The 20,920-nt window shown below is 72.5% G+C and carries 21 protein-coding genes; 14 read left to right on the top strand and 7 right to left on the bottom strand.

Annotated features, from left to right (window positions below; genetic code table 11):
- Positions 1–19: 19 nt before the first annotated feature.
- Genes AMYTH_RS0112895 through AMYTH_RS0112880 form a run of 4 tightly spaced genes read right to left on the bottom strand, consistent with a single transcriptional unit; the run spans position 20 to position 4,680 of the window.
- Positions 20–394, bottom strand: a complete 375-nt coding sequence (locus AMYTH_RS0112895) for a lactonase family protein (RefSeq protein ID WP_027930674.1) — start codon at positions 392–394, stop codon at positions 20–22.
- 24 nt (positions 395–418) lie between these two features.
- Positions 419–1,792 carry a GntP family permease gene (locus tag AMYTH_RS0112890; protein ID WP_027930673.1) on the bottom strand — a complete coding sequence of 458 codons (1,374 nt, stop codon included), beginning with the start codon at positions 1,790–1,792 and terminating at the stop codon, positions 419–421.
- Positions 1,789–3,369: an N-acyl-D-amino-acid deacylase family protein gene (locus AMYTH_RS0112885; RefSeq protein ID WP_027930672.1), complete on the bottom strand. Its 1,581-nt coding sequence runs from the start codon at positions 3,367–3,369 to the stop codon at positions 1,789–1,791. The genes AMYTH_RS0112890 and AMYTH_RS0112885 overlap by 4 nt, the downstream gene beginning before the upstream one ends.
- 9 nt (positions 3,370–3,378) lie before the next feature.
- Positions 3,379–4,680: an amino acid deaminase gene (locus tag AMYTH_RS0112880; RefSeq protein WP_027930671.1), complete on the bottom strand. Its 1,302-nt coding sequence runs from the start codon at positions 4,678–4,680 to the stop codon at positions 3,379–3,381.
- Positions 4,681–4,771: 91 nt separating this feature from the next.
- Between AMYTH_RS0112880 and AMYTH_RS0112875 the strand changes: the two genes are divergently transcribed.
- Entirely contained in the window at positions 4,772–5,515 is a 744-nt protein-coding gene (locus AMYTH_RS0112875; protein ID WP_027930670.1) for an IclR family transcriptional regulator, read from the top strand.
- A 15-nt stretch (positions 5,516–5,530) separates the two neighbouring features.
- Positions 5,531–5,911: a RidA family protein gene (locus tag AMYTH_RS0112870; RefSeq protein ID WP_017981977.1), complete on the top strand. Its 381-nt coding sequence runs from the start codon at positions 5,531–5,533 to the stop codon at positions 5,909–5,911.
- Between the two features lie 93 nt (positions 5,912–6,004).
- Here the strand turns inward: AMYTH_RS0112870 and AMYTH_RS0112865 are convergent, their stop codons facing one another.
- Positions 6,005–6,373, bottom strand: a complete 369-nt coding sequence (locus AMYTH_RS0112865; RefSeq protein WP_027930669.1) for a DUF1844 domain-containing protein — start codon at positions 6,371–6,373, stop codon at positions 6,005–6,007.
- A gap of 207 nt (positions 6,374–6,580) precedes the next feature.
- Between AMYTH_RS0112865 and infC the strand changes: the two genes are divergently transcribed.
- The 6 genes from infC (at position 6,581) to pheT (ending at position 12,436) form a co-directional block, all read left to right on the top strand.
- On the top strand, positions 6,581–7,195 hold the full coding sequence (gene infC / locus AMYTH_RS0112860) for a translation initiation factor IF-3 (RefSeq protein ID WP_017981979.1): 615 nt from the start codon (positions 6,581–6,583) through the stop codon (positions 7,193–7,195).
- A 72-nt stretch (positions 7,196–7,267) separates the two neighbouring features.
- Complete coding sequence (gene rpmI, locus AMYTH_RS0112855) at positions 7,268–7,462, top strand: 50S ribosomal protein L35 (RefSeq protein WP_020420415.1); 195 nt, start codon at positions 7,268–7,270, stop codon at positions 7,460–7,462.
- Positions 7,463–7,532: 70 nt separating this feature from the next.
- Entirely contained in the window at positions 7,533–7,919 is a 387-nt protein-coding gene (gene rplT / locus AMYTH_RS0112850; RefSeq protein WP_017981981.1) for a 50S ribosomal protein L20, read from the top strand.
- Between the two features lie 14 nt (positions 7,920–7,933).
- Positions 7,934–8,752, top strand: a complete 819-nt coding sequence (locus AMYTH_RS0112845; protein WP_084022827.1) for a TrmH family RNA methyltransferase — start codon at positions 7,934–7,936, stop codon at positions 8,750–8,752.
- A gap of 96 nt (positions 8,753–8,848) precedes the next feature.
- On the top strand, positions 8,849–9,916 hold the full coding sequence (gene pheS, locus AMYTH_RS0112840; RefSeq protein ID WP_027930667.1) for a phenylalanine--tRNA ligase subunit alpha: 1,068 nt from the start codon (positions 8,849–8,851) through the stop codon (positions 9,914–9,916).
- Entirely contained in the window at positions 9,917–12,436 is a 2,520-nt protein-coding gene (gene pheT, locus AMYTH_RS0112835) for a phenylalanine--tRNA ligase subunit beta (RefSeq protein ID WP_027930666.1), read from the top strand. It begins immediately after the preceding gene.
- On the opposite strand, the gene AMYTH_RS0112830 is transcribed toward pheT, so the two are convergent.
- Positions 12,433–13,134, bottom strand: a complete 702-nt coding sequence (locus AMYTH_RS0112830; RefSeq protein WP_027930665.1) for a DNA alkylation repair protein — start codon at positions 13,132–13,134, stop codon at positions 12,433–12,435. The genes pheT and AMYTH_RS0112830 overlap by 4 nt on opposite strands.
- Before the next feature lie 121 nt (positions 13,135–13,255).
- Between AMYTH_RS0112830 and AMYTH_RS0112825 the strand changes: the two genes are divergently transcribed.
- Positions 13,256–14,842: an alpha/beta hydrolase gene (locus AMYTH_RS0112825; protein ID WP_027930664.1), complete on the top strand. Its 1,587-nt coding sequence runs from the start codon at positions 13,256–13,258 to the stop codon at positions 14,840–14,842.
- 443 nt (positions 14,843–15,285) lie between these two features.
- Here AMYTH_RS0112825 and AMYTH_RS47010 read toward each other — a convergent pair whose 3' ends face one another.
- Positions 15,286–15,837: a DUF4240 domain-containing protein gene (locus AMYTH_RS47010; protein WP_027930661.1), complete on the bottom strand. Its 552-nt coding sequence runs from the start codon at positions 15,835–15,837 to the stop codon at positions 15,286–15,288.
- Between the two features lie 126 nt (positions 15,838–15,963).
- On the opposite strand from AMYTH_RS47010, the gene AMYTH_RS0112805 reads away from it, so the two are divergent.
- The 5 genes from AMYTH_RS0112805 (at position 15,964) to AMYTH_RS0112785 (ending at position 20,914) form a co-directional block, all read left to right on the top strand.
- On the top strand, positions 15,964–16,464 hold the full coding sequence (locus AMYTH_RS0112805) for a helix-turn-helix domain-containing protein (RefSeq protein ID WP_027930660.1): 501 nt from the start codon (positions 15,964–15,966) through the stop codon (positions 16,462–16,464).
- A 151-nt stretch (positions 16,465–16,615) separates the two neighbouring features.
- Entirely contained in the window at positions 16,616–17,644 is a 1,029-nt protein-coding gene (gene argC / locus AMYTH_RS0112800; RefSeq protein WP_027930659.1) for an N-acetyl-gamma-glutamyl-phosphate reductase, read from the top strand.
- Positions 17,641–18,801, top strand: a complete 1,161-nt coding sequence (argJ, locus tag AMYTH_RS0112795) for a bifunctional glutamate N-acetyltransferase/amino-acid acetyltransferase ArgJ (protein WP_027930658.1) — start codon at positions 17,641–17,643, stop codon at positions 18,799–18,801. Before argC ends, argJ begins: the two co-directional genes overlap by 4 nt.
- A complete protein-coding gene (argB, locus tag AMYTH_RS0112790) occupies positions 18,798–19,712 on the top strand; it encodes an acetylglutamate kinase (protein WP_017981990.1) in 915 nt (304 codons plus the stop codon). Before argJ ends, argB begins: the two co-directional genes overlap by 4 nt.
- Entirely contained in the window at positions 19,712–20,914 is a 1,203-nt protein-coding gene (locus AMYTH_RS0112785) for an acetylornithine transaminase (protein ID WP_027930657.1), read from the top strand. The genes argB and AMYTH_RS0112785 overlap by 1 nt, the downstream gene beginning before the upstream one ends.
- Positions 20,915–20,920 lie beyond the last annotated feature (6 nt).

Below are 20,920 nucleotides of genomic sequence, written 5' to 3'. Positions count from 1 at the left end.
TTACCACTGCGTAACTCCCTCAGCGGAACAGCACGGTGGCGACCTCGGGCACCGCAAGTTCGCCCTGTGCCGCGCCGAGCCGTCCGGTCGCCGGATCCCGCGGCAGCCAGGTAACCGTGCCGGAACGCTGGTTCGACACGTACAGCCGGCGCGCGGACGCGTCGAAGGTGAAGTGGCGCGGCCAGTTCCCACCCGCCGGCGCCGCCTGTACCGGCGTCAGCGCGCGACCGGTGCGCAGCGCCGCGATCGTGTTCGCGCCGCGCACCGACACGTACACGAACCGGCCGCCCGGGGACACCGCGATCTCCCCGGGGTAGTCCTGGTCCCGCACGCCCACCGGCACCGCGTCCCCGAGCCGGACCTCGCCACGCACCGGGTCCCACGTGCCCGGCACGACCGCCGGGTCCAGCCCGCAGGCCTACACGATCGCCATCAGGATCGCGGCCATCGCGAACCCCGACACGGACAGGATGGTTTCCAGGACGGTCCAGGTCTTGAGCGTTTCCCCGACGGTCAGCCCGAAGTACCGCGACACGATCCAGAACCCGCCGTCGTTGACGTGCGAGGCGATGATCGACCCGGCGGCGATCGCGACCACGATCAGTGCCAGCTGCGCCTGCGAGTACCCGGCATCGGCCAGGCTCGGCGCGATGATGCCGCCGGTGGTCACGATCGCGACCGTCGCCGAACCCTGCGCGAGCCGCAGCCCGCAGCTGATCACATAGGCGGCCGCGATCACCGGCAGGCCACCGGCCTGCAGCGAGTCGGCCACCGCCTTGCCGATCCCGGTCGCCGACAGCACCGCGCCGAAGAACGCGCCCGCGCCCACCACCAGCAGCAGCATCGCCACCGGGCGCAGCGCCGCGGCCGACAGCTCCTTGCCGGTCATCCCGCGGCGTGTGCCCAGCAGCCAGGACGCGAGCAGCACGGCGATCGTGAGCGCCACCGCCGGCGTGCCGACGAACGCCGCCACCCCCGCGGCCGCGGAGTTCTTCGGCAGCCAGATGCTGCCGAACGTGCCGGCCAGGATCAGCACCAGCGGCACCGCGATGATGGCCGACACCAGTCCCAGCGACGGCCCGGATCCGTCCTCGCCGTCGTCGTCGACGATCATCTCGGCGGGCACCTCGATGTTCATCCGCTTGCCGATCCACGACGGGAACACCACGCCGGCGAGGAACCACGCGGGCAGACCGCACACCGCGCCCATCAGGATGATCCAGCCGAGGTCGACGTGCAGCAGCCCGGCCGCGGCCACCGGGCCAGGGTGCGGCGGGATGAACGCGTGCGTCATGGACAGCCCGGCCAGCAGCGGCAGGCAGTACAGCAGCAGCGACCGGCCGCCCTGCCGCGCGGCGACGTACACCAGCGGCGCCAGCACGAAGATGCCGATGTCGAAGAACACCGGGACACCGAAGATCAGGCCGGCCAGGCCCATCGCCAGCGGCGCGCGCTTCTCGCCGAAGGCCCGCAGCAGCGCGCCGGTCAGCACCCGCGCACCGCCGGACTTCTCCAGGATCGCGCCGAGCAGCGTGCCCAGCCCGATGATCGCGGCGATGTGCCCGAGGATCCCGCCGAAACCCTTTTCCAGCAACGAGTCCGACGTTTTCTGCGCGGTGCCGACGATCGTGCCGACCGGCAGCCCGGCCGCCAGCGCGGTGAGCAGCCCGACGATGATCAGGGCGATGAACGGTTCGGTCTTGAACCGGATGATCATGACCAGCAGGACGGCGATCGACACCGCCGCGAGCGTGAGCAGCCCGCCGGTGGAGTGCTGCAGCCAGTCGATCAAGCGGACCTCCTGAGTGAACGGCCGGCGAGCGCGCCGGTGGGCCTGCCGTCGTCGATGGCCGCGACGCCGTTGACGAAGACGTAGGGGATGCCCGCGGCCTGCTGCCGCGGGTTGTCGAAGGTTGCCGTGTCGGCCACGGTGTCCGGGTCGAACAGCACCAGGTCGGCGGCGTACCCCGGCTTCACGAGCCCGCGGTCGGTCAGCCGCAACCGGCGCGCGGCCCGCCCGGTCAGGTGCGCGACGCAGTCGGCGAGGTCGAGCACGCCCAGTTCCCGCACGTACCGCGCGAGGTACCGGGGGAAGGTGCCCCAGGCCCGCGGGTGCGGGCGGTCGCCGACCAGCAGGCCGTCGCTGCCCCCGGTGTGGGTGCGGTGCCGCATGATCGCCTGCACGTTCTCCTCGTGCCCGACGTGCATCAGGCACGACGTGCCGAGCCGCTCGGAGACCAGCACGTCGAAGTACAGCCGCGCGGCGGGCACCCCGGCGCGGCGGGCGGACTCGGCCACCGAAAGCCCGACCAGGTGGGCGTTCTCGGCCTTGCGCACGCCGTTGATCTCGATGCACTCCCAGTCGATCGGCACGCCGTGCGCGCCGTCGGAACCGGTTTCCTCGATCTCGGCGCGGATCCGCTCCCGCGTCTCCGGATCGGCGAGCCGCGCGAGTGTCGCGTCGATCCCGCCCTCGGCCGCCCAGCTCGGCAGCAGCGCGGACAGGTAGGTCGCGCCGGGCAGGTACGGGTAGGTGTCGAGGGTGATGTCGGCGCCGTCGTCGAGCGCGGCGTCCAGCAGCCGCAGCAGATCCGGCGCCCGGCCCTTGTTGACGGAGAAGTTCATCGTCGCGTGCGCGAGGTGCAGTGGGCACTTCGCGCGGCGGGACACCTCGACCATCTCCGCGAACGCCTCCAGCGCGCCCGCGCCGTAGCTGCGGTGGTGCGGGCTGTAGTAGCCGCCGCGCGCCCCCACCACCTCGCACAGCGCGACCAGTTCGTCGTCACTGGCGTACATGCCCGGGGTGTAGGTCAGGCCCGAGGACATGCCGACCGCGCCCTCGTCCAGGCCCGTCGCGACCAGCTCGCGCATCCGGTCCAGTTCGGACTCCGTGGCAGGCCGGTCGTCGAACCCGACGGCGAGCATCCGGACGGTGCCCTGCGGGACCAGGTAGGCCGCGTTGACGGCGACGCCCCGGTCGAGCCGGTCCAGGTACTCGCCGACCGAGCGCCAGTTCCAGTCGAACCCGGGCGGGTCGTCGTTCCAGCCGGCGAGCTGCTCGCGCAGCGCGGCCAGCGTGGCGTCGTCGACCGGGGCGTAGGACAGCCCGTCCTGGCCGAGCACCTCGGTGGTCACGCCCTGGGACACCTTCGCCAGGTGATCCGGCGCGGCGAGCAGCTGCAGGTCGGAGTGCGAGTGCATGTCGACGAAACCGGGCGCGAGCACCAGCCCGTCCGCGTCGATCACCCGCGTGCCCGTCAGGCCTGGGCCGATGTCCGCGATCCGGCCGCTCTCGACGCCGACGTCGGCCGTGAACAGAGGAGCGCCGGTGCCGTCGGCGATCCGCGCGCCACGCAGAACGAGGTCCATTGTGGACTCCTAGAAGTAGGTGCGGACGAAGTCGACGACGGTGTCGCCCTCGACCACCGGCAGCAGCGGCCACTTGTCGAACACGGTGCACGGGTGGGACAGGCCGAGCCCGACCCAGTCGCCCACCCGCAGCGGCGAATCCGGTGGCAGCGCGACGAAGGCGTGCTGGTCGTTGAGCGCGGTGACGGTGTGGCCGGCCAGCTTCGCCGTGGGTTCGCCGGGACGCCGGTGCCACTGCGGCTCGGGCAGGCCCTCGTCGAAGGAGGCGTCCCGCTTGCCCAGCGTCAGCAGGGCGAGGTCGTCGGTCGGACGCGAGGTGACCTGGGCCCAGGCGCGCAGCGCGGAGCGCAACCGCGGGGTCCCGTCGATGCGCGGCTGCTCGCCGAGCGGGGAGATGCCGCGGTAGAAGCCGTCGTCGTGGGTCAGGTAGGCGCCGCTGCGCAGGACCGGCACCACCGGCAGGCCGTCCCAGTCCCCGGTGAGCGCGGCGGCGACCTGGTCGAAGTAGGCGCTGCCGCCAGCCGTGACGATCACCTGGTCCAGCCCGGCGAACAGGCCGCGCCGGCCGATCGCGAGGGTGAGCTCGCGCAGGCGCCCGAGGTAGGTGTCGACCGTTCGTCGCGACTCCGGGCCCGGGTCGTGGGCCAGTGCGCCTTCGTAGCCGCCGGTGCCTGCCAGCCGCAGGGCCGGGCTCGCGTGGGCGGCTTCGGCGATCGCCAGCGCGGTGTCCAGGTCGCGCGCGCCGGTGCGCCCGCCGTCGCCGCCCAGTTCGACCAGCACGTCGACCTGGCGGCGCGTCCCGCGCAGCGCTCCGGTCATCAGCTCGACCGACGCGACCGAGTCGACCCAGCAGCTGAACTCGAACTCCGGGTGCGCGTCCAGTTCCGCGCCGAGCCAGCGCAGCGCGGCGGGGTCGACGAGCTGGTTGGCCAGCAGGACCCGGGACACGCCGAAGGCGCGGTAGATCCGCAGCTGGCTCGCGTTCGCCGCGGTGATGCCCCACGCGCCGTGCTCCGCCTGCCGCGCGAACAGCTGCGGCGCCATCGTGGTCTTGCCGTGCGGCGCGAGCCGGACGCCGGCCTGGGCGCACCACTTCGCCATGGTCCGCAGGTTGTGCTCCAGCGCGTCCGCCTCCAGCGCCACCACCGGCCCGACGAAACCGCCGCTGAACAGGCCGGGCCGGCGCGCGGCGGCCTCGGCGAGGGTGAGCCCCCAGAGGTCGGCGGGGAGGGATTTGAACCGCCAGTCGAGCCGTTCGCCCGCGATCGCCGCCAGCGCGGCCGGGTCGAGGGTGCAGTCGGAGGAAGCCATTCGAACTCCGTTGCGTGTTGTGCAACGCACGTTGCGCAAAATGAATGCGATAGGTGTAGCATCCGGTTCGTGGCAGGTCAATGGAGCGAACGTGAGCCAGAGTCTTGATCGCGGGCTGAGCCTGCTGACCGCGCTCGCCGGCGGCGCGAGCACCCTGGACGAGCTCGCCGACGCGCTCGGCGTGCACAAGTCGACGGTGCTGCGGCTGCTGCGCACTCTGGAAGCGCAGCACTTCGTGCAGCGCGAGGGCGCGCGGCACTACCGGCTCGGCAGCGCCCTGTTCGACCTGGCGAACCGCGCGCTGGAGGGCCGGGACGTGCGGCGCGAGTCCGCGCCCGCGCTGGCCGCGCTCAACGACCGCACCGGGCACACCGTGCACCTGGCCACCTACGAGGACGGCGAGGTCGTCTACGTGGACAAGTACGAGGGCAGGCACAGTGTGCGGATGTACTCGCGCGTGGGCAAGCGCGCGCCACTGCACTGCACGGCGGTCGGCAAGGTCCTGGTGGCCGCCCTGCCGGAGGCCCAGCGGGAGAAGGTCGCGCGCGGCCTGGACTACCCGCGGCTGACCGCGAACACGATCACCACGGCCGAGGAGTACCTGGCCGAGCTCGCGCGGGTCGCGGAGCGCGGGTACGCGGTGGACAACGCCGAGCACGAGGACTTCATCCACTGCGTGGCCGCGCCGGTGCGCGGCCCGGGCGGGGCGGTGCTCGCGGCGGTGTCCCTGTCGGTGCCGAAGGTGCTGCTGGACTACGACGGCCTGCTGGCGCTGCTGCCGGACCTGCGGGCCGCCGCGGAGGACGCGTCCACCCACAACGGGTGGACCCGATGAGGAAGGAACTCCTATATGGCGAAGGTCGCGATCACCACGGAGAACGCCCCCAAGGCCGCGGCGAACTACTCGCCGGCCGTGCGCAAGGGCAACATCCTCCAGCTGGCCGGGCAGGTCGCGTTCGACCCGAAGACCGGTGAGGTCGTCGGCGACTCCGTGGGTGAGCAGACGCGCCAGGTGTTCCGCAACCTGGAGGCGGTGCTCACCGAGGCCGGTGCCGGCTGGGAGGACGTCGTGATGGTGCGCGCGTACCTCACCGACACCGGCCACTTCGCCGAGTTCAACGAGGTCTACAACCAGCTCATCCCCGAGCCGTACCCGGCGCGCACCACGGTGTACGTCGGGCTGCCGAAGGGCCTGCTGGTGGAGATCGACCTGCTGGCAGTGGTGGACTGATTTCCCGGCCGCTTCGAGGCCGATGTGAAAACGCCCGGCAGGGAGTCCCTGCCGGGCGTTTCCGCCGACGTTGTCGTTCTGCGGGCCGTCGCGTCAGTAGACGGGGCCGGTGTACTTCTCGCCCGGACCCTCGCCCGGCGCGTCCGGCACGGCCGAGGCCTCCCGGAACGCCTTCTGCAGCGACTGCAGCCCGTCCCGCAGGGGAGCGGCGTGCACGCCGAGGTACTCGGCCGAGGCGGTGACCAGGCCGGCCAGCGCGGTGATCAGCCTGCGGGCCTCGTCGAGGTCGCGGTGCGGGCTGGTGTCCGGGTCCTCGTCGGCGAGCCCGAGCCGCTCGGCCGCCGCGGACAGCAGCATCACCGCGGCCCTGCTGATGACCTCGACACTGGGGATGTCCTGCAGGTCGCGGACGGGCGGGGAAATATCGCCCGGGTCGGGCGCGTTGGAACCATCGTCAAGCACGTCTGGTACCCTTCCACGTGCGACCAGTCCCCGAGGAATCGGGGGCGGCAAGTGGAGCCCCGCTCCCACCCGAGTCGCCGCACGAGGCGGCCGGGTCCGGTCCCGCCAACGGGCGTTGCCCGTGGCGGCGGAACGTTCGTCGTAGCTGTCGGACGTGATCGGAAAGCAGGGCCCCGCATCCTGGCCAGCAGGCCTGGGACGGGGCCCGTGGTATGTGGGCACCAGGTCGAGCAGGCTAGACAACACACCTCGGACCAAGGAGGCCACATCAGCGCCGAGACACGCATCAACGAACGCATCCGCGTTCCCGAGGTCCGGCTCGTCGGACCGAACGGCGAACAGGTCGGCATCGTCCGGATCGAGGATGCGCTCAGGCTCGCCCAGGAAGCGGATCTCGACCTCGTCGAGGTCGCCCCGCAGGCGCGCCCGCCGGTCTGCAAGCTCATGGACTTCGGCAAGTTCAAGTACGAGAGCGCGCAGAAGGCCCGCGAGTCACGCCGTAACCAGCAGCTCACCGTCATCAAAGAGCAGAAGCTGCGCCCGAAGATCGACCAGCACGACTACGAGACGAAGAAGGGGCACGTGTCCCGCTTCCTCGCCGCGGGGAACAAGGTCAAGGTGACCATCATGTTCCGCGGTCGTGAGCAGTCGAGGCCGGAGCTGGGTTTCCGGCTGCTGCAGAAGCTCTCCGAGGACGTGGCCGAGCTCGGTTACGTGGAGGCGTCCCCGAAGCAGGACGGCCGCAACATGATCATGGTGCTGGCGCCGCACAAGAACGCCAAGCCCAAGCAGAAGGCCGCCAAGGAACCCGTCGACTCCTGACGGGCGCCGCGACCGACGCAGTTCGCAGCACACCGGATCTCCGGTGTGCTGCACCATGAAAGAGAGCACTCAATGCCGAAGATGAAGACGCACAGCGGGACCTCGAAGCGGATTCGGGTCACCGGCAGCGGCAAGCTTCGCCGCCAGAAGGCCGGCCGCCGCCACCTGATGGAGAAGAAGTCGAGCCGCGTCACCCGCCGCCTGGAGGGCACCGGCGAGGTCGCCAAGAACGACGTCGGCCGGGTCAAGCGGCTCCTCGGCCGCTGACGCCTCTCCTTTTCCGCCGTAAACCCCCCGGGGCGCCGACCGCGCCCCCTGAGATCGACAGGACGGACCCGTGGCACGCGTCAAGCGGGCGGTCAACGCCCAGAAGAAGCGTCGCGCAACTCTCGAACTGGCCAGCGGTTACCGCGGCCAGCGCTCGCGGCTGTACCGCAAGGCGAAGGAGCAGATGCTCCACTCGCTCAACTACGCCTACCGGGACCGCCGTGCCCGCAAGGGTGACTTCCGCCAGCTGTGGATCACCCGCATCAACGCGGCCGCCCGCCAGAACGGCGTGACCTACAACCGCTTCATCCAGGGCCTCAAGGCCGCTGGTGTCGAGGTCGACCGCAAGATCCTCGCCGACCTCGCCGTCAACGACCCCGCGGCGTTCACCGCGCTGGCCGAGCTGGCGAAGCAGAACGTGACGACCGGGCCGAGCGACGAGAAGAAGTCGGCCTGAGCGAGCACACCGATCTGACCCGGCCCGGGGCGGCTCCGTTCACCGAACGGACCCCCCGGGTCGTTGCTGCGCGGCGCCTGACGCGCCGCGCCGAGCGGGACAAGACCGGCCGGTTCCTCGCCGAGGGCGCCAACGCCGTCGGCGCGGCACTGGCCCGCGATCCCGGCACGGTGCACGAGCTGTTCGTCACCGACCGCGCCGCGCAGGCTCACCCGGAGCTGGTCGCTTCCGCGGCCGAAGCGGGCGTGCGGGTCTCGCCGATCACCGACCGCGCCGCGGCCGGGCTGTCGGAAACCGTGACGCCGCAAGGGATCGTCGCCGTCTGCGCACTGCTCGACCGGCCCCTCGACGGGCTGCTCGGCAGCACCGCCCGGCTGGTCGCCGTGCTCGACGGCGTGGCCGACCCCGGCAACGCGGGCACCGTCATCCGGGTCGCCGACGCGGCGGGCGCCGACGCGGTCATCCTCACCGGCGACAGCGTCGACCCGCACAACGGCAAGTGCGTCCGCGCCTCCGCGGGCAGCCTCTTCCACCTCCCTCTCGCGCGGGTGCGCGACACCGCCACGGCGCTCGCCGCCTGCCGCGAGGCCGGGCTGCGCCTGCTCGGCGCCCACGGCTACGCCGAGACCGAGCTGGGATCGGTCGACGCCGCCGCTCCCACCGCCTGGGTCTTCGGCAACGAGGCGCACGGGCTCTCGCCCGAGGTCCTCGCCGCCGTCGACCTGCCGGTGCGGATTCCGCTCTACGGCGCGGCGGAGAGCCTCAACCTGGCCACGGCGGCCGCCGTGTGCCTCTACACCAGCGCGATGGCGGCCCGTCGTCCGGCCGGGTGACGCGCCGGTCCCGGATCGCGATCGCCTAGAATCCACCGGTAATCGTCACGTGTGCGTGTCGCACGGCGGATCCCGTCCAGCGGACACCGAGGAGTTATGTCCGGAGCCACCGAGAAGCAGGACCCGACCCCGGCCGAGGCCACCTCGCCCGAAACACTGGGGGCGGCGGTGAAGCACGCCGAGGCCGAGTTCCAGGCCGCAGGCGATCTGGACGCCCTGGCCGCGGTGAAGCCGGCCCACCTGGGTGACCACTCGCCGCTGATGCTCGCCCGCCGCGCCATCGGCTCCCTGTCCAAGCAGGAGAAGGCCGAGGTCGGCAAGCGGGTCAACGAGGCGCGCCAGGCCATTCAGGGCGCGTTCGACGCCCGGCGGGCCACGCTGCTGGCCGAGCGGGACGAGCGCGTCCTGCGCGAGGAGGCCGTCGACGTCACGCTGCCCTGGGACCGGATCCCGCGCGGCGCCCGGCACCCGCTCACGACGGTGAGCGAGCGGATCGCCGACGTCTTCGTCGCCATGGGCTGGGAGGTCGCCGAAGGCCCCGAGCTGGAAGCCGAGTGGTTCAACTTCGACGCCCTCAACTTCGCCAAGGACCACCCCGCCCGGCAGATGCAGGACACCTTCTACGCCGGTGAGCCGGGCTCCGGCCTGGTGCTGCGCACGCACACCTCCCCGGTGCAGGCCCGCACGCTGCTGCACCGCGACCTGCCGGTGTACGTCGTCTGCCCCGGCCGCACCTACCGCACCGACGAGCTGGACGCCACCCACACCCCGGTGTTCTCGCAGGTCGAGGGCCTCGCGGTGGACAAGGGCATCACCATGGCCCACCTCAAGGGCACCCTGGACGCGTTCGCCCGCGCGATGTTCGGCGAGAAGTCCAAGACCCGGCTGCGCCCGCACTTCTTCCCGTTCACCGAGCCCTCCGCCGAGGTCGACGTCTGGTTCGAGGAGAAGGCGGGCGGCCCCGGCTGGGTCGAGTGGGGCGGTTGCGGCATGGTGCACCCGAACGTGCTGCGTGCCTGCGGCGTCGACCCGGACGTCTACTCCGGCTTCGCGTTCGGCATGGGTATCGAGCGGACCCTGCAGTTCCGCAACGGCATCCCCGACATGCGCGACATCGTCGAGGGCGATGTCCGCTTCACCCTTCCCTTCGGAACGGAGGCCTAAGTGCGAGTCCCCGTCAGCTGGCTGCTCGAGCATCTGGATGCCGGCGAGGTCGGACCGCAGGAGCTGGCCGAGGCCTTCGTCCGCATCGGCATCGAGGTCGACGAGGTCCGGCCGCTGGACCAGGTCACCGGCCCGCTGGTGGTCGGCCGCGTCGCCGAGATCGAGGAGCTGACCGGCTTCAAGAAGCCGATCCGGTTCTGCCGGGTCGACGTCGGCGAGGAGGCCTCCGAGGACGAGCCCGCCGACGACGAGGGCCCCTCCGGCATCCGCACCCGCGGAATCGTCTGTGGCGCCACCAACTTCGCCGAGGGCGACCTGGTCGTCGTGGCGCTGCCCGGCACGGTGCTGCCCGGGCCGTTCGAGATCGCCTCGCGCAAGACCTACGGCCGCGTCAGCGACGGCATGATCTGCTCGGCCCGCGAGCTGGGCCTGGGCGACGACCACACCGGCATCCTGGTGCTTCCGCCCTCGACGGCCAGCCCCGGCGACTCCGGCCACGAGGTGCTCGGCCTCGGCGACACCGTCCTGGAGCTCACGCCGACCCCGGACCGCGGCTACGCCCTGTCGGTCCGCGGGCTGGCGCGCGAGCTGGCCGCCGCGCTGGACGTGCCCTTCGGCGACCCGGCCGCGCTCGACCTGCCCCCGGCCGAGGGCGAGGCGTGGCCGGTCGAGATCGAGGACCCCACCGGCTGTGACCGGTTCGTGGTGCGCCGGGTGACCAGCCTGGACGCCGGCGCCCCGACCCCGTGGTGGATGCGCCGCCGGCTGCTGCTCGCCGGGATCCGGTCGATCTCGCTGGCCGTGGACGTCACCAACTACGTCATGCTCGAGCTGGGTCAGCCGCTGCACGCGTGGGACACCGCGTCGCTGCAGGGCGGTCTGGTCGTCCGCCGCGCGAAGCCGGGGGAGAAGCTCACCACCCTCGACGACGTGGAACGCACGCTCGACGCCGACGACGTCGTGATCGCCGACGAGCGCGGCCCGGTGTCGCTGGCGGGCACGATGGGCGGCGCGAGCACCGAGATCAGCACCGAGAGCACCGATGTCCTGATCGAGGGCGCCCACTGGGACCCGCCGTCGATCAGCCGCACCGCGCGGCGCCACAAGCTGTTCTCCGAGGCCGCGAAGCGGTTCGAGCGGTTCACCGACCCGCAGGTCTGCGCCGCGGCGGTGGAGCGGGCCTCCCGCCTGCTGCGCACCTACGGCGACGGCAGCATCCAGCCCGGCCGCACCGACGTCGGCTCCGTCGAGCCGCCGTCGCCCATCACGATGCCGATCAGCCTGCCCGACCAGATCGCCGGCGTGCGCTACGAGCGTGGCGTCACCGTCCGGCGGCTGAACCAGGTCGGCTGCAAGGTCACGGTCGGCGCTGGCGACGACGGTGTCGCGACGGTGACCGCGACGCCGCCGAGCTGGCGTGGCGACCTGAAGCAGCCGGCCGACCTCGTCGAGGAGGTGCTGCGGCTCGAGGGTTACGACAGCATCCCGTCGGTGCTGCCCACCGCCCCCGCCGGCACCGGTCTGACCGCCGCGCAGCGACGCCGCCGCACCGTGTCGCGCGCGCTGGCCGAGGCGGGTTACGTCGAGGTCCAGCCGTTCCCGTTCGTGGGCGAGACGGTGTGGGACGCGTTCGGCCTGCCCGCCGACGACGTGCGCCGCAAGACGGTGCAGGTGCAGAACCCGCTGGAGGCGGACAAGGACCGGCTGGCGACGACCCTGCTGCCCGGTCTGCTGGAGACGTTGCAGCGCAACGCTTCCCGGGGCTTCAAGGACCTCGCGTTGTTCCACATCGGACAGGTCGTGCTGCCCGGCGCGAGCCCAGTCCCGATGCCGGAGCTCGGGGTCGGCGGACGCCCGTCGGACGAGGACCTGGCGCAGCTGGAGGCGGCGGTGCCCGCCCAGCCGCAACACGTCGCCGTGGTGCTGGCCGGCCAGCGCGAGCAGGCCGGCTGGTGGGGCAAGGGCGAGCAGGCCGGGTGGGCCGACGCCGTCCAGGCCGCGCGCCTTGTCGGCCAGGCTGCCGGCGTCGAGCTGCGGGTGCGCAACGCCGAGCTCGCGCCGTGGCACCCCGGCCGCTGCGCCGAGCTGCTCGTCGGCGACTGGCCGGTGGGGCACGCCGGTGAGCTGCACCCCAAGGTGATCGAGGCGCTCGGCCTGCCCAAGCGGACCGTGGCGATGGAACTGGACCTGGACGCGATCCCGCTGCAGGACCGCAGGCCGGCCCCGGTGATCTCGCCGTACCCGCCGGTGCTGCTCGATGTCGCGCTGGTCGTGGACGCGAAGGTGCCCGCCGCCGATCTCGCCGAGGCCCTGGTGACCGGCGGCGGCGACCTGCTCGAGGACACCTCGCTGTTCGACGTCTACACCGGCGACCAGGTGGGCGAGGGCAAGCGGTCGCTGGCCTACAAGCTGCGCTTCCGCGCCCCGGACCGCACGCTCACCGTGGAGGAGGCGACGCAGGCGCGCGACGCCGCCGTCGCCGAAGCCGCCTCGCGCTACGGCGCGGAGCTGCGCGCCTAGGGCTGTCCACCGCCGAGGTGTTTGAGCGCTTCCCGCACTGACAACGGCGACAGTGCGGGATGCGCCTCGACGAAGGCGCGCACCCAGTCCGGCTCCGTGCGCGCGTAGTCGCGCAACGCCCAGCCGATTCCCTTGCGCAGGAAGAAGTCCCGGTCGTCCTGGTTGGCCTCGATCGCCGCGGTCAGCAGGTCGCGGTCGGTGTCCGCCTTGGCGGTCACCTGGCAGATCACCGCCGTCCGGCGCCGCCACCGGTCCTCGTCGTGCGCCCATCGCCGCAGCACCGGTGTCATCCGCTCCCGGTCGGCCCGCAGGAGCGACCCGACGCGGTGGATGGCGACGTCGTCCACGTAGTCCCACCACGCTCCCGTGACGATCATCTCCTCGTAGAGCGGCATCAGCGAGTGGTCCTGCCACCGCGCGTAGGCCCGGTGCCCGGTGAGGTCGATCGCCAGGTAACGCTCCTCCCGGAACGCGGCCTCCCGCCACAGCGCCAGGACCGCCGCGACGAACGATTCCCGGTCCGGCAGCGGGTGTTCGCCGAACACGAGCCGCGCCAGCTTGACCCGCTCCGGTTTGTACACGCCCCGGAAGTCCATCGCGGACTTCAGGTACCGGTGCATGTGCGCCGCCCGCACCGGATCGGCCAGCTCCGCCAGCCCCGAGCGCGCCGCCCGGACCAGTTCGTCCACTTCGTCCATCCGCAGTTCCTTCCCCGTCGGGTGGCATCCGGGATCCCGCCGCGAGTCGGCTGGCGGAAAGCGCCGTGATCCACGATCTTGTCGTGAGGTTCTGACCGCACAGTCGACGAGAAGGAGCACTGTGAGCAAGCTCGTGCCCGCGATCCTCGCGGCCGGTGCGCTGGCGAGTTGCCTGGTGGCGGTGCCCGCGGCCGCCGCACCGCCGACGCCCGCCGAGTTCACGCCCGCCCCGATCAGCTGGGGCGCGTGCGGATCGGCCGGCCTGGCCCGCGCGGGCGCCGAATGCGGTTTCCTCGAGGTGCCGCTGGACTACCGGGATCCCGCCGGCGCGAAGATCTCGCTCGCCGTCTCGCGCGTCCGCCACACGAGCGCCGGCTACCAGGGCGTGATGCTCGTCAACCCCGGCGGTCCCGGCGGCTCCGGGCTCGGTCTGTCGACCATCGGCCGGGCCGTGCCGAAGGACGCGGGGGCGTCCTACGACTGGATCGGCTTCGACCCGCGCGGTGTCGGGGCCAGCAGGCCGGCACTGTCCTGCGAGCCGGAGCACTTCGCGTACAACCGCCCGGCCTACGTGCCGTCCACACCGGACCTGGAGCGCAATTGGCTGCAGCGATCCCGCGATTACGCCGCGGCGTGTGAGAAGAACGGCCCGCTGCTGCGGCACCTGCGCACCACCGACGTCGCCCAGGACCTGGACAGCCTGCGCAAGGCGCTGGGGGCCGAGCAGATCAACTACTACGGCTTCTCCTACGGCACCTACCTCGGCCAGGTGTACGCCACGATGTACCCGCAGCGGGTCCGGCGGATGGTGCTGGACAGCAACGTCGACCCGCGCAAGGTGTTCTACCAGGCCAACCTCGACCAGGACGTGGCCTTCGACCGCAACATCAAGATCTACTTCGACTGGATCGCCCGCCACGACGACGTCTATCACCTGGGCACGACAGGCAAGGCCGTCGAGGACCTGTGGTACGCCCAGCAACGTGAGCTGACCCAGGCACCGGCGGGCGGTGTGATCGGCCCGGCCGAGTGGACCGACATCTTCCTGCAGGCCGGCTACTACCAGTCGACCTGGACGGGGCTTGCCGAGGCCTTCGCGGGCTGGGTGCACCAGCGCGACTGGCAGACGCTCAAGACCCGCTACGACAAGACGAACTCGCCCGGCGACGACAACGGGTTCGCCGTCTACAACGCCGTGCAGTGCACCGACGCGCCCTGGCCGCGGAACTGGACCACCTGGAAGGTGGACAACTGGATCACCCACGCGAAGGCGCCCTTCGAGACGTGGGGCAACGCCTGGTACAACGCGCCGTGCCGCACCTGGCCGGTGTCCGCGGGCAAACCGGCCGACGTCGACGGCCGTGGTGTCGCGGGCGCCCTGCTGATCGGGGAGGAGCTGGACGCGGCGACCCCGTTCGCGGGCAACCTCGAGGTGCGCCGCCGGTTCCCGCGGTCGAGCCTGATCGGGGAGCCGGGCGGCACCACGCACGCCGGTTCGCTGTCCGGCAACGCGTGCGTGGACGACCGGATCGCGGACTACCTCGCCACCGGGGCGCTCCCGCCGCGCCAGAGGGGCGATGGCCCGGATGCCGTCTGTGAGCCGCTGCCGGAGCCGGTGCCGGAAGGTGCGCCCGGTGCCCGTGCCGACAACGGTGGGTCCGGGCAGCCGGGCGAGCTGCGCGACGCCTTGCAGGCCGCGGTTCGTTAGTGAGCGCCCGTCCACGTGGCCGGCGTGGTGCGGCTGGTGCTCGCCGCGAGGGCGTTGCCGCCGCGCGAGAGGGGCGATGGCCCGGACGCCGTCTATGAGCCGCTGCCGGTGCCGGAAGGTGCGCCGGGCGCCCGTGCGGACCATGGTGGGTTCGGGCAGGCGGCCGGGCTGCGCGCCGCCTTGCAGGCCGCGGTTCGTTAGTGAGCGCCCGTCCGCGCGGTCGGCGTGGTGCGGCTGGTGCTCGCCATGGGGGCGTTGCCGCCGCGCGAGAGGGGCGATGGCCCGGACGCGGTCTGTGAGCCGGTGCCGGTGCCGGTGCCGGTGCCGGAGGGCGTGCCCGGTGCCCGTGCCGACCATGGTGGGTTCGGGCAGCCGGCCGCCCTGCGCGCCGCAGTGCCTTTCTGACCGCCCGTCCGTGCGGCCGTGGTGCGGCTCATGCCTGGTCATCGGCTCGTCCTCGCCGGCGCGAGCCCCAGGATCGGCTCGCCCACGAGCCCGTACCGCGCCGTGAGCCGCGGGTAGCAGCGGGCGAGCGTGGCGGCGTCGAGCGCGGGCCGCTCGCCGGGCGGCGACCCCTGGAGACCGGCCGCGCCCAGGATCGACGCGAGGGCGTCCCGGCACGCCGCGGCCACCTCGCCGGTCCCGGGCGGGGCCAGCAGCCGGAGCGCGAGACCGGCGAGTTCGCCGGATCGGGTGATCTCCAGCGGGTCGGCCGGGAAGCCCGCCAGCACGTCCGGGTCCACCAGCGTCCGGTGGTACGCGCGCCGCCCCCGCAGCATCAGCCAGCACACGCCGTCCCGCAGCTGACCGGCCCCGGCGCCGCCGAGGACCAGGCCGAACGCCGTCCACACGTCCCACCGGCAGGCCTGCACGTGCAGGCGCCGGAAGTGGTGGTGAAACCGGATGACCTCCAGCGCCGGGCGCCCGCGCAGCAGCTCGCCGATCTCGGCGACGGTGCGCCCGGCGACCAGCCGCCAGAACTGGTGTTCCCTCATGTCTCCCCCAGTGGTCCGCGATCAGGTGAACAACGTTAGGACGGGGGTACGACAATTTCGGTTCGCGACCACCCGGCGACGCTTGGTGACCGAAAACTGTCGGTGGGCGTCGCTAGCGTGCCGGGCATGAACATCATCGAAGAGCACCGGAGCACTCTCCGGGCTGGTGACACCACCTTTTCCATCGAGGTCACCGCGCTGCCGGGCGGTGGCCGTGACGCACTCGCCGACCGTCTCGTCATCAGGGTCGGCGCGGCCGGATCCGAGGGCGAGCCGGTGGCCGACGGCCAGATCGAGGTCGCCGCCGGTGCGGCGGCGACACTCGGCTCGGTGCTGTCGGAGACGCTGCGGCACCACGCGGCACTGGCCGATCCGGGTGGCCGAAGAGGCCGCGACCGGCCGGCAGGCCAGGGCAAGCCGTGGACGCCGGAACTCGACGCGGAACTCGAGCGTCGGTGGATCGCGGGGGAGAGCGTCGCGGACATCGCCCGCGAGCTAGCCCGCAGTCCCGGCGGCATCCGGGCGCGCCTGCCGCGGGTGGGGTGCGATCCGGAACGCCGCGGCGAGTACCTGCCCGATCCGCCCAGCATGCGTCCCGTGCCGGAGGGGAGCGGAGATGCGGCCTGAGCGGGACGCCTCACCCGACGTCGCTTGCGCCCACCAGCCGGATACCGGAGGTGAAGATGACGGCTGAGCGCTGACGCCGTGAGCCCCGGGCATTGTGACCCTTGCCGGAACTCGTTTGATTGATCTTCCGCCGCAATGCATAATCATGCGTATGACGGTGAAGGTCGCGGTGGCCGGGGCGAGCGGATACGCGGGCGGGGAAGCCCTCCGCCTGCTGCTGGCGCACCCCGAGGTCGAAATCGGTGCGGTGACGGCGGCGAGCAGCGCAGGCACACCGCTGGGTCAGCACCAGCCCCACCTGGTCCCGCTGGCCGGGCGCATACTGCAGGAGACCAGCGCGGAGACGCTGGGCGGCCACGACGTGGTCTTCCTCGCGCTGCCGCATGGTCATTCAGCGGAGATCGCGGCCCGGCTCGGGCCCGACGTGCTGGTCGTCGACCTGGGCGCCGACCACCGCCTGGCCAGCGCGGCCGACTGGCAGCGCTGGTACGGCGGCGACCACGCCGGCACCTGGCCCTACGGCCTGCCCGAGTTGCCTGGCGCGCGCGAGAAGCTGGCCGGCACCAAGCGGATCGCCGTGCCGGGCTGCTTCCCGACCGGGGGCACGCTCGCGCTGGCCCCCGCGCTGGCAGCCGGCCTGGTGCGGCCGGAGGTGACCATCACGGCGGTGACGGGCACGTCCGGCGCGGGCAAGAGCCTCAAGCCGCACCTGCTCGGCTCCGAGGTGATGGGCTCGGCGAGCGCGTACGGCGTCGGCGGCGCCCACCGGCACACGCCCGAGTTCGCGCAGAACCTGACCGCGGTGGCCGGGGCGCCGGTGACCGTGTCGTTCACGCCGGTCCTCGCGCCGATGCCGCGCGGCATCCTCACCACGGCGAGCGCGCCGCTGGCGGGCGAGACCGACACGGCGGCGGCACGCGCGGTGTACGAGAAGGCCTACCAGGCCGAGCCGTTCGTGCAGGTCCTGCCCGAGGGCAGCTGGCCGGTCACCTCGGCGACGCTGGGCTCGAACAACGTGCAGCTGCAGGTCGCGGTGGACGCCGACGCGGGCCGCCTGGTCGTCGTGGCCGCGATCGACAACCTGACCAAGGGCACCGCGGGCGGCGCCATCCAGTCCATGAACATCGCACTCGGTCTCCCCGAGACCACCGGCCTTCCGACAGTAGGAGTCGCACCGTGACCGTGACCGGACCGAAGGGGTTCCGCGCCGCAGGCGTGGCCGCCGGGATCAAGGCATCCGGCGCCCTGGACCTCGCGCTCGTCGTCAACGACGGGCCCGAGCAGGCGGCGGCGGGGGTCTTCACCCGCAACGTCGTCAAGGCGGCGCCGGTGCTGTGGTCCCAGGAAGTGCTGCGGCACAAGCGGTTGCGCGCGGTCGTCCTCAACTCCGGCGGCGCGAACGCGGCCACCGGCCCCGGCGGCTTCCAGGACACGCACGCCACCGCCGAGAAGGTCGCCGAGCTGCTGGAGGCCGGCGCGATCGACGTCGCGGTGTGCTCGACCGGCCTGATCGGGGAGAGGCTGCCGATGCCCGCCGTGCTGTCCGGTGTGGACGCCGCGGTCAAGGCGCTGGACTCCACGAGCGATTCGGCGCTGGCCGCCGCCACCGCCGTGATGACCACCGACACCAAGCCGAAGCAGACGCTGCGGAGCCACGACGGCGGCTGGAGCGTCGGCGGTTTCGCCAAGGGCGCCGGCATGCTCGCCCCGAACCTGGCCACGATGCTGTCCGTCCTCACCACCGACGCGGTCGTCGACCCGGACGCGCTCGACGCCGCGCTGCGGGCCGCCACCCGCGTCACCTTCGACCGCCTCGACGTCGACGGCGGCACGTCCACCAACGACACCGTCCTCGTGCTCGCCTCGGGGGCCAGCGGCGTCACGCCGGGCCTGGACGAGTTCACCGACGTCCTCACCGCCGCCTGCATGGACCTCGTCCAGCAGCTGCGCGCGGACTCCGAGGGCGTCACGAAGGAGGTCGACGTCGTCGTGCGCGGCGCGGCCAGCGAGCAGGACGCGATCAACGTCGGCCGCACCGTCGCCGAGGACAACCTGGTCAAGACCGCGTTGTTCGGCTCGGACCCGAACTGGGGCCGCGTCGCGATGGCGGTGGGGCGCGCCCAGGCCGAGATCGACCCGGGCGCGCTGTCGATCAGCATCAACGGCGTCACGTTGTTCGCGAACGGCACCACGGCGGCCGACCGCTCCGCCGCGGACCTGTCCGGCCGTGCCATCGAGATCGTGATCGACCTGGGCGTCGGCGCCAGCGAGGCCACGATCTTCACCACCGACCTGTCGCACGCCTACGTCGAAGAGAACAGCGCCTACTCCTCATGACTCCTCCCGAACTGGTCGCGGCCGACGACCGGATGGCCACCGCGGCCGAGAAAGCCGGCGTGCTGATCGAGGCCCTGCCGTGGCTGCAGCGGTTCCACGGCGCCACCGTCGTCGTCAAGTACGGCGGCAACGCGATGATCGACGACGAGCTCAAGCGCGCTTTCGCCCAGGACATGGTGTTCCTGCGGCTGGCCGGCCTGCGCCCGGTCGTCGTGCACGGCGGCGGCCCGCAGATCACCGCCATGCTGTCGAGACTCGGCATCGAAGGCGAGTTCCGCGGCGGCCTGCGCGTCACCACCCCGGAGACGATGGACATCGTCCGCATGGTCCTGGTCGGGCAGGTGAGCCGCGAGCTGGTCGGGCTCATCAACGCCCACGGCCCCTACGCCGTCGGCATCTCCGGCGAGGACGCGCAGCTGTTCACCGCCGAACGCAAGCAGGCCACCGTGAACGGCGAGTCCGTCGACGTCGGCCTGGTCGGCGAGGTCGCCTCGGTCAACCCGGACGCGGTGCTGGACATCGTCAACGCGGGCCGCATCCCCGTGGTGTCCACAGTGGCCCCCGACGCGGACGGCGTGGTGCACAACGTCAACGCCGACACCGCGGCCGGCGCGCTCGCCGCCGCGCTGGACGCCGAAAAGCTGGTCGTGCTGACCGATGTCGAAGGCCTCTACGCGAACTGGCCGGACCGCTCGTCACTGATCGACCGGATCCGCGTGGACCGGCTCGAAGAACTGCTGCCGACCCTGGCCAGCGGCATGATCCCCAAGATGGAGGCCTGCGTGCGCGCGGTCCGCGGCGGCACTCGCCGCGCCCACGTCATCGACGGCCGCATCGCCCACTCGGTCCTGCTCGAGGTGTTCACCTCCCGCGGGATCGGCACCATGGTTCTCCCCGAACAGGAGTCCTGATGGACGCGCTCTCCTCCAATGCGGACGGCAGGCAGCACTGGCAGTCCGCGCTCATGGACAACTACGGCACCCCCGGCCTGACCCTGGTGCGCGGCGAGGGCGCCCGGGTCTGGGACGCCGACGGCGCCGAGTACGTCGACCTGGTCGGCGGCATCGCGGTCAACGCGCTGGGGCACGCCCACCCCGACATCGTGGCCGCCGTGACCGAGCAGATCACCAAGCTGGGCCACACCTCCAACCTCTACGTCAACCCGGTGACCGTCGAACTGGCCGAGGCGCTGCTCGACGTCGCCGGCCTGACCGGGCAGGGCAAGGTCCTGTTCGTCAACTCCGGCGCGGAGGCCAACGAGGCGGCGCTGAAGATCAGCAGGCTCACCGGCCGCACCAAGGTCGTCGCGTGCGAGGGCGCCTTCCACGGCCGCACCATGGGCTCCCTGTCCCTGACCGGCCAGCCCGGCAAGAAGCAGCCGTTCGAGCCGCTGGTCCCGGGCGTCGTGCACGTCCCGTTCGGCGACGTGGACGCCCTGCGCGCGGCCGTCGACGCCGAGACCGCCGCGGTGTTCCTCGAGCCGATCCTCGGCGAGGGCGGCGTCATCCCCGCGCCCGACGGCTACCTGCAGGCCGCGCGCGAGATCACCAAGGCCGCCGGAGCGCTGCTGGTGCTCGACGAGGTGCAGACCGGCATCGGCCGCACCGGGGACTGGTTCGCCTTCCAGCGGGCCGGGATCACCCCGGACGTCATCACCCTGGCCAAGGGCCTCGGCGGCGGCCTGCCGCTGGGCGCGGTGATCGGCGTCGGCGACGCGGGCGAGTTGTTCAAGCCCGGTCAGCACGGCACCACGTTCGGCGGCAACCCGGTCTGCTGCGCGGCCGGGCTGGCGGTGCTGCGCGCGATCTCCCGCGACGGCCTGATCGACCACGTCTCCCGCGTGGGCAAGGACATCGCCGCCGGCGTCGAGGAGATGGCCCACCCGCTGGTCACGGGCGTGCGCGGCGCCGGCCTGCTGATCGGCATCACGCTCGCCGAGCCCGTCTCGCCCGCCGTCGCCAAGGCCGCCCAGGCCGCGGGCTACCTGGTCAACCCGGTCGCTCCCGACACGATCCGGCTGGCCCCGCCCCTGATCCTGAGCCAGGAGCAGGCCGGGGGCTTCCTCGCCGCGCTGCCCGGCGCGCTCGACACGACCACCACCACGAAGGACTGACTGCCC

Origin of the sequence: Amycolatopsis thermoflava N1165 (genome assembly GCF_000473265.1) — a bacterium.
In the GTDB taxonomy this organism is placed as follows: Bacteria; Actinomycetota; Actinomycetes; order Mycobacteriales; family Pseudonocardiaceae; genus Amycolatopsis_E; species Amycolatopsis_E thermoflava.
The sequence above is the reverse complement of the archived record's forward strand: the minus strand, read 5'-3'. Positions and strand labels throughout refer to the sequence as shown.